The following is a 13,823-nucleotide window of genomic DNA, read 5'->3' as shown; positions in this document are numbered from 1 at the left end:
GGGCGGCAGATCGTACGGGCCTACGGTACTCACGGCTTCCCCCACCCCTCTCACCCGCCCTCTCCCCTCTCCCCGCCCGTCTCCATCGCCCCTCGGCGTCGCCCGGAGGTGTCCCGCATGCCCACCACACCGCCCCGGCCCCGGCGCCGTCCGCCGCGCCCCCCGCTGCACCGGGTACGGCGCGGGCGTCCGCGCTGGGCCATGCGGGCGGCGACCACGCTCTCGGTCGTCGTCCTCGCCTCCGCCGGGATCGGGCACGCCCTGGTCGCCGGCCTCGACGCGGAGATCGTCCGGGTCGACCCCTTCAAGGACATGAAGAACCGGCCGCGGGCCGGGCACGGCATGAACGTGCTGCTGGTCGGTACCGACGGCCGGGACAAGGTCACGGAGGCCGAGCGGCGGCGGTTCCGGCTCGGCGGGGCACCCTGCCACTGCACCGACACGATCATGATCGTGCACATCTCGGAGGACCGGGAGCGGGCGAGCGTGGTGAGCCTGCCGCGTGACTCGTACGCCGAGACGCCCCCGCACACCGACCAGGTCAGCGGGCGGGAGCACCGGGGGCATCCGCTGAGGCTGAACGCGGCGTACGCGGAGGGCGGTCCGCAGCTGACCGTGCGCACGGTGGAGAACATGACCCATGTGAAGATCGACCACTATCTGGAGGTCGACTTCACCAGCTTCATGAAGACCGTGGACGTGCTGGACGGGGTGAAGATCTGCACCACGCGCCGGCTGCGGGACACGTACACCGGTCTCGATCTCCCGCCGGGCGAGCACACGCTGAGGGGCGGGGCGGCGCTGCAGTACGTCCGTGCCCGGCACGCCGACGCCTCCTCCGACCTCGGCCGGATGAGGCGTCAGCAGCGGTTCCTGGCCTCGATGGTGGACCGGGCGACGTCCTCGGGGATCCTGCTGAACCCGCTGAGGTTCCGGGACGTGACCCGGGCGGTGCTGGGGTCGGTGCGGGCGGACCGCGGCTTCGGCACGGACGAACTCCTCGATCTGGGGCGGGCGATGCGCACCTTCTCCCCCGCCTCCTCCGAGTTCACGACGGTGCCGATCGGCCGCCTCGGCTTCGTGGTGCCGGGCATCGGCTCGACGCTGAAGTGGGACCCGGTGAAGTCGGAGCGGGTCTTCCGGGCGCTGCGCGACGACAAGCCCCTGGCCTCCGCCCCGCCGCGGCCGAAGCCGAGCCCGAGCGCGCAGGCCCCCCGGGTGGAGGTGGCGCCGGAGCGGATCCTGGTCCAGGTCGAGAACGGCACGGCGACCAGAGGCCTCGGCGGGCGCGTGGACGCCGCCCTGGCCACGGCGGGCTTCCGCACCACCCACCGCCCGGTCGACTCCCCCACCCGTGACGTACGGCGCACGGTCGTCGTCCACGACCCCCGCTGGGACCGCTCGGCCCGCTCCCTGGCCGCCGCCCTCCCCGGCAGCGAACTCCGCGCCGCACCGGGCCTCGGCCCCACCCTGAAGGTCGTGGCGGGCACGGACTTCCGTGACGTACGAAAGGTACGGGGGCCGGAGCCGACGGCGCCGGAGCCGGTGGCGCCCGAGTCGGAGGTCGTACGCGGGAACGAGGTCGGGTGCGCTTAGAACAGTCCCTGGGGCGTTGGAACAGTCCCAGGGGCGTACTCGGATGGCGGTCGGGGCGGTGGGGGCGTAGGACGGTAGTGCACGGGGCCCGCCCCGGGCCCCTCAGGCCTCCAGGAGGAGCCATGACCCAGCAGCAGTCGGCCATGACGGCGATGAGCAAGGAGATGCAGGACTGCGTCCAGGCGTGCATGTCCTGCCACACCGTCTGCGAGGAGACCATGAGCTCCTGCATGCAGATGGGCGGCCAGGCCCAGATGCAGATCATGCGGGCGCTGATGGACTGCTCCGAGATGACCCGGATGTGCGCCGACATGATGATGCGGCGTTCGCCCATGTCGGCGGAGATGTGCGCGATGTGCGCCAAGGCCTGTGACATGTGCGCCGAGGCGTGTATGTCCATGCCGGACGATCCGCAGATGATGCGCTGTGCGCAGGCGTGTCGCCGCTGTGCCGAGTCGTGTCGCACGATGGCGGGCGCCCGTATGTGAGGTGCCGGACGCGGTCAGGGGCACCCCGTGGGGTGCCCCTGGTCGTGCGGTGCGCTCAGCCGAACAGCGGTGCCAGTTCCCGCTCCAGGTCGGCCGGTTCGCGGTAGTGGACGGCCCGCATGCCGAGCGCGGCGGCCGCTTCCACGTTCTCCGCGGTGTCGTCCACGAACAGACACCGCTCGGGCCGTACGCCGGCCCGTGACGCCCCGAGTTCCAGGATCCGCGGATCGGGCTTGACGAGGCCGACGCGGGCGCTGCTGACGACGTCGTCGGCGAGGTCGGTCAGGCCCATCGCGGCGAGGTCGGCCTCCAGGCCGGTGGTGGCGTTGCTGACGAGGACCAGCGGCACCCGGGTGCGGGCCCGGCGCAGCAGGGCGACCACCTCGTCGTCGGCGTGGAAGGGCGATTCGAGGAGCGCGGTGCCGAGCGACCAGGCGGTCTCCTCGTCCTCGACCAGACCGGCCAGGCCCTCGGCGATGGCGGCCACCCACTCCTGCTCGGTGATCCGGCCGAGCAGCAGCGGGCCGTCGACCTCCGGGGAGAACGCCACCTTCTTGGTGGTGCCCTCCGCCAGCCCGGCGGCGCGTTCCAGCGCCTCCAGATGGGCGGAGTCGAAGTGGCGTATCACGTTGTCGACGTCGCACAGCACGGCGTCGAAGGGCCGGCCGGACGCCGGTCTGTCCCCACCCTGGTCAGTCACTGGTCACCGTGACCTTCTCGTCGTTGTTCAGTTGGTTCACCAACTGCTTCACCTTCGTCTTGTCCCAGACGAGGTTGCCGCCGGAGGAGCCGGAGATCGGCATGTTCATCGACACGCCGTCGCCGCCGTTGACGCCCTTCATGGCGAAGAACATGGACGCCAGGTCGTACAGCCCCATGTCCTTGTCGACGATCAGGGAGTCCAGGCCCGCACCCATGGTCGGGTAGAGCTTGAACGGGTTCAGGAGCGTGCCCGGGGTGGCCACCTGGTTGGCGAGGGCGGCGAGGAACTTCTGCTGGTTCTTCGTACGGTCCAGGTCGGAGCCCGCGAGCGCGTACCGGGTACGGACGAAGGCGAGCGCCTCCTCGCCGTTCAGGGTCTGCTTGCCGGCCTTGAAGTCGGCGCCGGAGTACTTGTCCTTGAAGGCCTTGTCGATGGTGATCTCGACGCCGCCGACCGAGTCCACGATGTTCGCGAAGCCGGCGAAGCCGATCTCGACGTAGTGGTCGATGTGCAGGCCGGTGTTGTACTCGACGGTCCGCACGAGCAGCGTCGGGCCGTCCTCGGCGTAGGCGGCGTTCAGCTTGGTGTGCCGGCCGCTGCCCTTGAAGGTCTTGCCGGACTCGGAGCCGACGTACGTCGGGATCTCCACGTCCGAGTCGCGGGGCAGCGAGATCAGCGTGTCGCCATTGGACCCGACGTGCAGGATCATCATCGAGTCGGTGCGCTTGCCCTCGGCGGAGCCGGTGTGGAGCTCCTTCTTGTCCTCGGCGGACAGGCCCTCACGGCTGTCGGAGCCGACGATGAGGTAGTTGGTGCCGTCGCCCTCGGAGGGCCGGTCGATGACCTTGGAGAGGTCGACCTCGCGGCGCAGCTTGGAGTCGGCCCAGAAGTAGGTGGAGACCGAGGTCACGACCACGACGACCGCGACGGTGATCGCGGTCCACTTGATCCGGCGGCGCCAGTCCGGCGTGGGGCGGGAGCCCTGCGGGTACGCGCCCTGCGGCCCGCCCGGCCCGCCGGGGCCGCCCGGGGAGCCGTAGACCTGGCCCGAGCTGTAGCCGCTGTCGTAGCCGGACTGCTGGGCGTTGGTGTAGTCGCCGTGTCCCTGGCCGCTGACGTACGACGGCTGCTGCGGGACACCGGCGCCGTGCGGCGGGGCGGCGGGGTCGCGCCGGACCTGCCGCATGACACGCGGGCTCTCGGGCTGCGCGTTCGCGCTGCCGTTTCCGTAGCGGGAGCCTCGGTCGTTGCCGGACCATCCCTCGGGCCAATCGTTCATGCCGAACAGTGTGCAGGCTGCGGCTGTGTCCCTTACAAGGGGTGTCGGAAAATCAGCGCTCCGCTGTTGCCAAGCTGACACAAAATCCCGGCTTGTCCCCCTCGGCATAAGGTGGAGGTCATGACAGACCAGGTCACCGCAGTGGACTCGGACCTCCCGGACATCCCGGGCAAGCCCACGTCCGCGTCCCGCACCACCCTCAGCCACATCATGACCCACAACGACACCAACCTCCTGGGGACGGTGCACGGCGGGGTCATCATGAAGCTCGTCGACGACGCGGCGGGCGCCGTGGCCGGCCGGCACTCCGGCGGGCCCGCCGTCACCGCGTCCATGGACGAGATGGCGTTCCTGGAGCCGGTCCGCGTGGGCGACCTCGTCCATGTCAAGGCGCAGGTGAACTGGACCGGCCGGACCTCGATGGAGGTCGGCGTCCGGGTCCTGGCCGAACGCTGGAACGAGTCGGCGCCGCCCACCCAGGTCGGCTCGGCCTATCTGGTCTTCGCCGCGGTGGACGCCGACGGCAAGCCGCGCGTGGTCCCGCCGGTCCTCCCGGAGACCGACCGCGACCGCCGCCGTTACCAGGAGGCCCAGATCCGCCGCACGCACCGGCTGGCCCGCCGCCGCGCGATCCGCGAACTGCGGGAACGACGGGTGGCCGAGGGGTACGAGGACTGACTAGGAGATCAGGTTCTCCAGCTTGTCGAGGCTCTGGGTCCAGCCCTCGTCGTGCAGCGCCCGGCGTCGCTCGGTCGCGAAACCGGTCTGGGTGAGGAGGAGTTCGGCCGCCGTGCCGCCGAGGTCCCGGAGCGAGAGCGTCACCACCGTCTCCCGGTCCTCGGGATCGGGGTCCTCCCACCGGAAGGTGTAGGACAGCCGCTCCGGAGGGACGACCTCCAGGAACTCCCCCACCACGTCGAACGGCTCCCCTTGCGGTGGCCGCATGACGATCCGGTACCCGCCTCCCGGCCGCAGGTCGCTCTCCGCCCCCGGAATGGAGAATCCGTCGGGGCCCCACCACCGGGCGAGTTCCTCCGGGTCGGTCAGGGCCCGGAACACGGCCTCCCGCGGCACGGGGAACACCCGGCGCATCCGCAGTTCGAGCCCCTCGTCCCGCGTCATCGGGAACCTCCTCGGCCGAAGCCGTCGAGACGGACCCCTCCGCCATCGTAAGCCGCGGCGGGAGGCCCGGATCGCCGCCGGGCCCGGGAGACGACGGCCACGGCCCCCGGCACGTCGCCGGGGGCCGTGGCCGTTCGCGGGCGGGGCCTACGGCAGGTTGCGGGCCATCACGATGCGCTGGACTTGATTCGTGCCCTCATAAATCTGGGTGATCTTCGCGTCGCGCATCATGCGCTCGACCGGGTAGTCGCGGGTGTAGCCGTAGCCGCCGAGGAGCTGGACGGCGTCCGTGGTGACCTCCATCGCCACGTCCGAGGCGAAGCACTTGGCGGCGGCGCCCTGGAAGGTGAGGTCGCTGTCGCCGCGCTCGGACTTGGCGGCGGCCGCGTACGTCAGCTGGCGGGCGGCCTCGATCTTCATGGCCATGTCGGCGAGCATGAACTGGATGCCCTGGAAGTCGGCGATCGGCTTGCCGAACTGCTTGCGCTCCTGGACATAGCCCTTGGCGTAGTCGAAGGCGCCCTGCGCGACACCGAGGGCCTGGGCCGCGATGGTGATGCGGGTGTGGTCGAGGGTCGCCATCGCCGTCGCGAAGCCGGTGCCCTCCTCGCCGATCATGCGGTCGGCGGGGATGCGGACGTTGTCGAAGTAGACCTCGCGGGTCGGGGAGCCCTTGATGCCGAGCTTCTTCTCCGGGGCACCGAAGGAGACACCCGGGTCGGACTTCTCGACGACGAAGGCCGAGATGCCCTTGGAGCGCTTGGTGGGGTCGGTGACCGCCATGACGGTGTAGTACTCGCTGACGCCGGCGTTGGTGATCCAGCGCTTCACACCGTTGAGGATCCAGTGGTCGCCGTCGCGGACCGCCTTGGTCTTCATGCCGGCCGCGTCGGAGCCCGCGTCCGGCTCGGAGAGGCAGTACGAGAACATCGCGTCGCCCTTGGCGAGCGGCGTCAGGTACTTCTTCTTCAGGTCCTCGGAGCCCGAGAGGATGACGGGGAGCGAGCCGAGCTTGTTCACCGCCGGGATGAGGGAGGACGACACGCAGGCGCGGGCCACCTCCTCGATGACGATCACGGTCGCCAGGGCGTCGGCGCCCGCGCCGCCGTACGACTCGGGTACGTGCACCGCGTGCAGATCGCTCGCGACCAGCGCGTCCAGCGCCTCCTGCGGGAACCGGGCCTCCTCGTCCACCGCTGCGGCGTACGGCGCGATCTTCGCCTCGGCCAGTGCGCGGATGGCGTCCCGGAGCATGTCGTGCTCCTCGGACGGGCGGTACAGGTCGAAGTCAGCCGATCCGGCCAAGGTTGCTCACGCTCCAAAGACGCTAGCGTTACCGACGCTAATTACCGTTAAGTAACTCAAATTTTAGAGGCCTGACCGCGCGTCTGACACGTGAGCTGGACAACAGAAGGAAGCCTTGGGGGAAAGCGCCCGGTGAGGGGCTCCGACCCGCCCTGGCCCGCCCGGATATGCTCGGGCGCGCGCACCCCTGCTTACTCTCCTGGAGCATCCATGAGCCTCAAGATCACCGTGATCGGCACCGGCTATCTCGGGGCCACCCATGCCGCCGCCATGGCCGAGCTGGGCTTCGAGGTGCTCGCCCTGGACGTGGTCAAGGAGAAGATCGAGAAGCTGGAGCGCGGCGAGACCCCGATGTACGAGCCGGGGCTGGAGGAACTGCTGCGCCGGCACGTGGCCGGGATCGAGGGCTCCACCGGGCGGCTGCGCTTCACCATGGACTGGGCCGAGGTGGGCGCCTTCGGCGATGTGCACTTCGTGTGCGTGAACACCCCGCAGAAGCACGGCGAGTACGCCTGCGACATGTCGTACGTCGAGTCCGCGATCGGCTCGCTCGCCCCGCATCTGGCCCGGCCCGCCCTCGTCGTCGGCAAGTCGACGGTGCCCGTCGGCTCCGCCGAGCGGCTCGCCCGGACGATCGCCGAGCTGGCGCCCGTCGGCGCGGACGCCGAACTGGCCTGGAACCCGGAGTTCCTGCGCGAGGGCTTCGCCGTCGAGGACACCCTGCACCCCGACCGGATCGTCGTCGGTGTGCGCAGCGAGCGGGCCGAGAAGCTGCTGCGGCGGGTGTACGCGACGCCGGTCAAGGAGGGGTCGCCGTTCGTCGTCACCGACTTCCCGACCGCCGAGCTGGTGAAGACCTCCGCGAACTCGTTCCTCGCGACGAAGATCTCCTTCATCAACGCGATGGCGGAGGTGTGCGAGGCCGCCGGCGGCGATGTCGCCAAGCTGGCGGAGGCCATCGGGTACGACGACCGCATCGGCAAGAAGTTCCTGCGGGCCGGGATCGGCTTCGGCGGCGGCTGTCTGCCCAAGGACATCCGTGCCTTCATGGCGCGCGCCGGTGAGCTCGGCGCCGACCAGGCACTGACGTTCCTGCGGGAGATCGACTCGATCAACATGCGCCAGCGCGGGCAGATGGTGGAGCTGGCCCGGGACGCCCTCGGCGGCGGCTCCTTCCTGGGCCGCCGGGTCGCCGTGCTCGGCGCCACCTTCAAGCCCGACTCGGACGACGTCCGGGACTCGCCCGCGCTCAACGTCGCCGGGCAGATCCACCTCCAGGGCGGCCAGGTGACCGTCTACGACCCCAAGGGCATGGAGAACGCGCGCAGGGTCTTCCCGACGCTCGGATACGCCGACTCGGCCCTGGAGGCCGTACGGGGCGCCGACGTCGTACTCCATCTGACGGAGTGGCGTGAGTTCCGGGAGCTGGACGCGGCGGCGCTCGGGGAGGTCGCGGCGGTCCGGCTGATCCTCGACGGGCGCAACGCCCTGGACCCGGCGGTGTGGCGGAAGGCGGGCTGGACGTACCGGGCGATGGGCCGTCCCACGGCGTGAGCGTGCCTGCCTGAGCGCAGGGTGACGCCGGTTCGGCCGAGGCTCAGTCGGCCGAACCGGCGTCTGCGTGCATTCTGCCGTACGCGAGTGCCGTATGCGGTGCGAACTCCCTGTACGTCTGCCTGTCGATCTCCTGTGAGTTGTCGATCTCCTGCGAGTTACGGGCGGCGGCCGTGCGGGCACGTGTCCCCCATGGCATCCGTCGTGCGTTTCCGTTCCGTCGTGCTGGACTGTCCCGACCCGCGCGCCCTCGCCGAGTTCTACGCGGGCGTCCTGGGCGGCACCCCCTGGTTCGAGGAGGGCGAGGAGGACTGGTTCGTCCTCCAGGTCCCCGGCGGCCCCCGGCTCGCGTTCCAGGAGGTCGAGGGGTACACCCCGCCCGAGTGGCCGCGCCCCGACCGCAATCCCCAGCAGTTCCACCTCGACCTCGACGCCGGTGCCACCTGGGCGGAGGTCGACGCGGCCCATGAGCGGGTGCTGGCGCTGGGGGCACGGCCGCTGGACCTGGAGGACCGGGAGAAGAAGGACTTCCAGGTGTACGCGGATCCGGCTGGGCATCCGTTCTGCCTGTGCCGGATCGAACACCCGTAGGGCGTTCGTGGCGTACGGCCCGCCCACCGGGGACGGGCTGAGAGCCTGTCCCCGGTGGGCGGGCTCTCAGGCGTCGAGGGACTCGATCGTCGCGTTGGACGGCGCCTGCCGGGTGCGCAGATCGCGGGAGACGTCCTCCGCCGCGCCCAGTACGCGCACCGCGTTCTGCCAGGTCAGCTTGGCGATGTCGGTCTTGGACCAGCTGCGGTCGAGGAGTTCCGCGATGAGGTTGGGGTAGCCGGAGACGTCGCTGAGGCCGTCGGGGGTGAAGGCCGTGCCGTCGTAGTCGCCGCCGATGCCCAGGTGGTCGATGCCGGCGACCTCGCGCATGTGGTCGAGGTGGTCGGCCACGGTCGCGGCGGTGGGGACCGGGCGGGGGTTCGTCTCCTCGAAGGCGCGGTGGACCTTCATCGCCTCCGGGGTGGTTTCCAGCGGGTGGAAGCCATGGGCCCGCATGTTGTCGTCCGCCTCGGCCGTCCAGTCGACCGCCGCCTGGAGCACGAACTTGGGCACGAACGTCACCATCGCGACGCCGCCGTTGGCGGGGAGGCGTTCGAGGACGTCGTCCGGGATGTTGCGGGGGTGGTCGCAGACCGCGCGTGCGGAGGAGTGCGAGAAGATCACCGGGGCGGCCGTGGTTTCGAGAGCGTCACGCATCGTGGTCGCCGCCACGTGCGAGAGGTCGACGAGCATGCCGATCCGGTTCATCTCGCGCACCACCTCGCGGCCGAACGCGGTGAGGCCGCCCGCCTTCGGCTCGTCGGTCGCGGAGTCCGCCCAGTCCACGTTGTCGTTGTGGGTGAGGGTCATGTAGCGCACGCCGAGCGCGTACATGCCACGCAGGGTGCCCAGGGAGTTGGCGATGGAGTGGCCGCCCTCGGCTCCGATGAGGGAGGCGATACGGCCGTCCTGGCGCGCCCGCTCCATGTCGTCGGCGGTGAGGGCGGGCGCCAGGTCCGCCGGGTACCGGGCCAGCAGCTGCCGTACGCAGTCGATCTGCTCCAGGGTGGCCGGAACCGCGTCCGGCAGGTCCGCGCGGACGAACACCGACCAGAACTGGGCGCCGACCCCGCCCTCGCGCAGCCGTGGGATGTCGGTGTGCAGGTGGGCGGCTTGGGAGACGGCGATGTCGCGGGCGTCGAGGTCGTAGCGGACCTGTGCGCGCAGCGCCCAGGGCAGGTCGTTGTGGCCGTCGACGACGGGGAACTCGGCGAGGAGTTCCCGGGCTGCCTCGACGGAGGTCGGAGCCGAGTTCAAGGCCGTCACTTCCCGAAGCCGAAGCCGTTGCCCGAGCCCTCGACCTTGGCGCGCAGCCGCTTGCCCTTCTCGGTGGCCTGGTCGTTCAGCTCCTGCTGGAAGTCGCGCATCCGGGCGAGGAGGTCCTCGTCGTGGGTGGCGAGGATCCGGGCGGCGAGGAGGCCCGCGTTGCGGGCGCCGGCGACGGAGACCGTGGCGACGGGGACGCCGGCCGGCATCTGCACGATGGACATCAGGCTGTCCATGCCGTCGAGGTACTTCAGCGGGACGGGCACGCCGATCACCGGGAGCGGGGTCACGGAGGCGAGCATGCCGGGCAGGTGGGCGGCGCCGCCGGCGCCCGCGATGATCACCTTCAGGCCGCGGTCGGCCGCCTGCTCGCCGTAGGCGATCATCTCGCGGGGCATGCGGTGCGCGGAGACGACGTCGACCTCGTAGTCGATCTCGAACTCGTCGAGGGCCTGGGCGGCGGCCTCCATGACGGGCCAGTCGCTGTCCGAACCCATGACGATGCCAACAACGGGGCTCATTCGGTGATCGTGCCTCTCAGGTAGCCGGCTGCGTGACGGGCGCGCTCCAGCACGTCGTCGAGGTCGTCGCCGTAGGTGTTGACGTGGCCGACCTTGCGTCCGGGCTTCACGTCCTTGCCGTACATGTGGATCTTGAGCTGGGGGTCGCGGGCCATGCAGTGCAGGTAGGCCGAGTACATGTCCGGGAAGTCGCCGCCGAGGACGTTGGCCATGACCGTCCAGGTCGCGCGCGGGCGCGGGTCGCCGAGGGGGAGGTCGAGGACGGCGCGGACGTGGTTGGCGAACTGGGAGGTGATCGCGCCGTCCTGGGTCCAGTGGCCCGAGTTGTGGGGGCGCATCGCGAGCTCGTTGACGAGGATGCGGCCGTCGCGGGTCTGGAACAGCTCGACGGCGAGGTGGCCGACCACGTCCAGTTCCTTGGCGATGCGCAGGGCCATCTCCTCCGCCTGGAGAGCGAGGACGCGGTCCAGGTCGGGGGCGGGCGCGATGACCGTGTCGCAGACGCCGTCCACCTGCCGGGACTCGACGACGGGGTAGGCGACGGCCTGGCCGTGCGGGGAGCGGACGACGTTGGCGGCGAGCTCGCGGACGTAGTCGACCTTCTCCTCGGCGAGGACGGGGACGCCGGCGCGGAACGGGTCGGCGGCCTCCTCGGCGGTCTCGACGACCCACACGCCCTTGCCGTCGTAGCCGCCGCGGACCGTTTTGAGGACGACGGGGAAGCCCTTGCCCTCGGCCGCGAACCGGACCACGTCCTGCTGGTCGGTCACGATCCGGTGCCGGGGGCAGGGCACGCCGATCTCGTCGAGTTTCGCGCGCATCACGCCCTTGTCCTGGGCGTGCACCAGCGCGTCCGGGCCGGGGCGGACGGGGATGCCGTCCGCCTCCAGCGCCCTGAGGTGCTCGGTGGGAACGTGTTCGTGATCGAAGGTGATCACATCGCACCCGCGCGCGAAGTCACGCAGCGTGTCGAGATCGCGGTAGTCGCCGATGACGACATCGCTCACGACCTGCGCCGCCGAGTCCTGGGGGGTGTCACTGAGGAGCTTGAACCTGATGCCCAGCGGAATGCCCGCCTCGTGTGTCATACGAGCGAGCTGGCCTCCGCCGACCATGCCGACTACCGGGAACGTCACGCCCCCAGGGTATCGGCCACGCCGACCTGGCCGGATGCCGCGCCCACCGGGGCGGGGATCCTGGGTTCTCACCGGTCTTTTCCCCGGCTCACACCGGCCGTTCACCGCCTTCTTCCCGACCCGTTCCCGACCCGTGGGGCGCAGCACAGGAAACCGACAAGAGTGGTGGTTAGCATGGCTGGGTTGACGCAACCGAGACCCGGACGGGGGCCTTTTCGACCATGGCGCATGGTTCCTCGGGGCAAGCACGGCTGCGGCGCGTAGCCCGTGAGCTGGTCAGATTCGGGGCTGTGGGCGGTGCGGGGCTGCTGGTCAACCTCGGCGTGTTCAACCTCGTACGGCATCTCACGGATCTGCCGGTGGTGCGGGCCAGTGTCATCGCGACCGTCGTGTCGATCGTCTTCAACTACATCGGGTTCCGGTACTTCACCTACCGTGACCGCGACAAGAGCGGGCGTACGCGGGAACTGACGCTGTTCCTGCTGTTCAGCGCGGTCGGACTGGTCATCGAGAACGGGTTGCTGTTCGCGGCGACGTACGGGTTCGGGTGGGACAGTCCGCTGCAGAGCAACGTGTTCAAGTTCCTCGGCATCGGGGTCGCGACCCTGTTCCGGTTCTGGTCGTACCGGACGTGGGTGTTCCGCGCCCTGCCCGCGAAGGAGGCCGTGGCCGGCGCCGAGTCCTTTCTGACGGTGGCGGAGGAGTCCCTGATCGGGGAACAGACGGCACGCAAGGCGAAGGCCGGGCAGCGGGTCGGCTGACGCCGGGTCCTGCTTCTTCGGGTCTTCCCTGTCCGGGTCCCACCTCTCCGGGATCTACCTCACCATCGGTTCCTCGTCGTGCTGGGTCCTCTTCTGGGGGGCCGTGCGGGAGAGGAAGAGGCCGAAGACCGGGGGCTGGGCCTGGAGCATCTCCAGACGGCCGCCGTCCGCCTCGGCGAGGTCCCGGGCGACCGCGAGGCCGATGCCCGTGGAGTTGCGGCCGCTGATCGTACGTTCGAAGATACGGGCGCCGAGGTCGGCGGGGACGCCGGGGCCCTCGTCGGTGACCTCGATGACCGCCTGGTTGCCGGTGACGCGGGTGCGCAGGGCGACCGTGCCGCCGCCGTGCATGAGGGAGTTCTCGATCAGGGCGGCGAGGACCTGGGCGACCGCGCCCGGGGTGCCCACCGGCCGCAGGTGGCGCTTGCCGGAGCTGACGATGGCGCGGCCCGCGCTGCGGTAGGCGGGGCGCCACTCGGCGAGCTGCTGCTGGATGACCTCGTCGAGGTCGAAGGAGACGGCGGAGCCGGTGCGCGGGTCGCGGGCGTTGGTCAGGAGGCGTTGCACGACGTCCGTGAGGCGTTCCACCTGGGCCAGGGCGATCGTCGCCTCCTCCTTCACCGTGTCGGGGTCGTCGGTGAGGGTGATCTCCTCCAGGCGCATCGAGAGCGCCGTGAGGGGGGTGCGGAGCTGGTGGGAGGCGTCGGCGGCGAGGCGGCGCTCGGCGGTGAGCATGCGGGCGATACGTTCCGCGGAGGAGTCCAGGACATCGGCGACCCGGTCCAGTTCGGGGACGCCGTACCGCTTGTGGCGGGGGCGGGGGTCGCCCGAGCCGAGGCGTTCGGCGGTCTCCGCGAGGTCGGTGAGGGGGGAGGCCAGTTTGTTCGCCTGGCGGATGGCCAGCAGGACCGCCGCGACGACCGCGAGCAGCGCCACCAGGCCGATGATCAGCAGGGTGCGGCCGACCTCGCGGGTGATCGTGGAGCGGGGCTCCTCGACCCGGACGGTCTCGCCGCTCTCCCCCCGCTCCTCGGCGTGGATGACCTCACCGCCGGGCTTGGTGCCGACCTCGATCGTCTCCCGCCCGGGGATGGTGATCACGGCATAGCGGTCCTGCGTGACCTGGTCGCGCAGGATCTCCGAGGTGACGTCCTCGGAGCTGAGCAGCCGGCTGTCCACGATGCCGACCAGCCGCACCGCCTCGGAGTCCACCCGCTCCTGGGCGCTGTTGCTGATCGTGCGGCTCTCGACGATCACGAGGGAGACGCCGAACACGGCGATCACCACGAGCACGACGGCGAGGGTGGACTGGATGAGACGGCGACGCACAGGGCCCTCCGGACAGTGACTTCTCGAGGCCGGTGCATGCACCCACCTCAGGGGCGCGGGGCCCTGGCATCATGCGGCTCCGCCGCGATGGGGGTCCCCCCGCTCGAGCGAAGCCGAGAGTGGGGGGAGCGACCAGCCACGGTCAGTCCGCACCCGACCACGCGGCCCGAGG

The 13,823-nt window shown here is 70.7% G+C and carries 14 protein-coding genes; 6 read left to right on the top strand and 8 right to left on the bottom strand.

The features are described from left to right. Positions 1 to 117 precede the first annotated feature (117 nt). Complete coding sequence (locus ACLZN2_RS16485; RefSeq protein WP_416979209.1) at positions 118 to 1,596, top strand: LCP family protein; 1,479 nt, start codon at positions 118 to 120, stop codon at positions 1,594 to 1,596. A 122-nt stretch (positions 1,597 to 1,718) separates the two neighbouring features. Next, a complete protein-coding gene (locus ACLZN2_RS16480; protein WP_416979208.1) occupies positions 1,719 to 2,084 on the top strand; it encodes a four-helix bundle copper-binding protein in 366 nt (121 codons plus the stop codon). Positions 2,085 to 2,139: 55 nt separating this feature from the next. Here the strand turns inward: ACLZN2_RS16480 and ACLZN2_RS16475 are convergent, their stop codons facing one another. Further along, positions 2,140 to 2,784 (bottom strand): HAD family hydrolase, encoded by a 645-nt coding sequence (locus ACLZN2_RS16475; protein WP_416979207.1) that lies wholly within the window; start codon positions 2,782 to 2,784, stop codon positions 2,140 to 2,142. Continuing rightward, positions 2,777 to 4,066 (bottom strand): LCP family protein, encoded by a 1,290-nt coding sequence (locus ACLZN2_RS16470; RefSeq protein WP_416979206.1) that lies wholly within the window; start codon positions 4,064 to 4,066, stop codon positions 2,777 to 2,779. The genes ACLZN2_RS16475 and ACLZN2_RS16470 overlap by 8 nt, the downstream gene beginning before the upstream one ends. 120 nt (positions 4,067 to 4,186) lie before the next feature. Here ACLZN2_RS16470 and ACLZN2_RS16465 point away from each other — a divergent pair, with 120 nt between their 5' ends. Beyond that, the gene (locus ACLZN2_RS16465) at positions 4,187 to 4,744 is read left to right on the top strand and encodes an acyl-CoA thioesterase (RefSeq protein ID WP_416979205.1); all 558 of its coding nucleotides are present in this window, start codon (positions 4,187 to 4,189) and stop codon (positions 4,742 to 4,744) included. Here the strand turns inward: ACLZN2_RS16465 and ACLZN2_RS16460 are convergent, their stop codons facing one another. Together ACLZN2_RS16460 and ACLZN2_RS16455 are read right to left on the bottom strand one after the other, a co-directional pair. Then, positions 4,745 to 5,188: an SRPBCC family protein gene (locus tag ACLZN2_RS16460; RefSeq protein WP_416979204.1), complete on the bottom strand. Its 444-nt coding sequence runs from the start codon at positions 5,186 to 5,188 to the stop codon at positions 4,745 to 4,747. A 147-nt stretch (positions 5,189 to 5,335) separates the two neighbouring features. After that, the gene (locus ACLZN2_RS16455) at positions 5,336 to 6,493 is read right to left on the bottom strand and encodes an acyl-CoA dehydrogenase (protein ID WP_416979203.1); all 1,158 of its coding nucleotides are present in this window, start codon (positions 6,491 to 6,493) and stop codon (positions 5,336 to 5,338) included. Between the two features lie 210 nt (positions 6,494 to 6,703). On the opposite strand from ACLZN2_RS16455, the gene ACLZN2_RS16450 reads away from it, so the two are divergent. Next, positions 6,704 to 8,047, top strand: coding sequence for a UDP-glucose dehydrogenase family protein (locus ACLZN2_RS16450; protein WP_416979202.1), 1,344 nt, complete (start codon positions 6,704 to 6,706; stop codon positions 8,045 to 8,047). A gap of 192 nt (positions 8,048 to 8,239) precedes the next feature. Further along, on the top strand, positions 8,240 to 8,638 hold the full coding sequence (locus tag ACLZN2_RS16445) for a VOC family protein (RefSeq protein ID WP_416979201.1): 399 nt from the start codon (positions 8,240 to 8,242) through the stop codon (positions 8,636 to 8,638). A 66-nt stretch (positions 8,639 to 8,704) separates the two neighbouring features. On the opposite strand, the gene ACLZN2_RS16440 is transcribed toward ACLZN2_RS16445, so the two are convergent. The 3 genes from ACLZN2_RS16440 to ACLZN2_RS16430 are packed head-to-tail and all read right to left on the bottom strand — an operon-like array spanning position 8,705 to position 11,561. Then, positions 8,705 to 9,895 carry a dipeptidase gene (locus ACLZN2_RS16440; RefSeq protein WP_416979241.1) on the bottom strand — a complete coding sequence of 397 codons (1,191 nt, stop codon included), beginning with the start codon at positions 9,893 to 9,895 and terminating at the stop codon, positions 8,705 to 8,707. Positions 9,896 to 9,900: 5 nt separating this feature from the next. Continuing rightward, on the bottom strand, positions 9,901 to 10,425 hold the full coding sequence (gene purE, locus ACLZN2_RS16435; RefSeq protein WP_416979200.1) for a 5-(carboxyamino)imidazole ribonucleotide mutase: 525 nt from the start codon (positions 10,423 to 10,425) through the stop codon (positions 9,901 to 9,903). Then, positions 10,422 to 11,561 carry a 5-(carboxyamino)imidazole ribonucleotide synthase gene (locus tag ACLZN2_RS16430; RefSeq protein WP_416979199.1) on the bottom strand — a complete coding sequence of 380 codons (1,140 nt, stop codon included), beginning with the start codon at positions 11,559 to 11,561 and terminating at the stop codon, positions 10,422 to 10,424. The genes purE and ACLZN2_RS16430 overlap by 4 nt, the downstream gene beginning before the upstream one ends. Before the next feature lie 221 nt (positions 11,562 to 11,782). Here ACLZN2_RS16430 and ACLZN2_RS16425 point away from each other — a divergent pair, with 221 nt between their 5' ends. After that, positions 11,783 to 12,322, top strand: a complete 540-nt coding sequence (locus tag ACLZN2_RS16425) for a GtrA family protein (protein WP_416979198.1) — start codon at positions 11,783 to 11,785, stop codon at positions 12,320 to 12,322. 54 nt (positions 12,323 to 12,376) lie between these two features. On the opposite strand, the gene ACLZN2_RS16420 is transcribed toward ACLZN2_RS16425, so the two are convergent. Further along, complete coding sequence (locus ACLZN2_RS16420) at positions 12,377 to 13,651, bottom strand: ATP-binding protein (RefSeq protein ID WP_416979197.1); 1,275 nt, start codon at positions 13,649 to 13,651, stop codon at positions 12,377 to 12,379. Between the last annotated feature and the right edge of the window lie 172 nt (positions 13,652 to 13,823).

Origin of the sequence: Streptomyces sp. T028, from assembly GCF_048159505.1 — a bacterium.
Lineage (GTDB): Bacteria > Actinomycetota > Actinomycetes > Streptomycetales > Streptomycetaceae > Streptomyces.
This window is presented reverse-complemented; position numbering and strand designations above follow the sequence as displayed.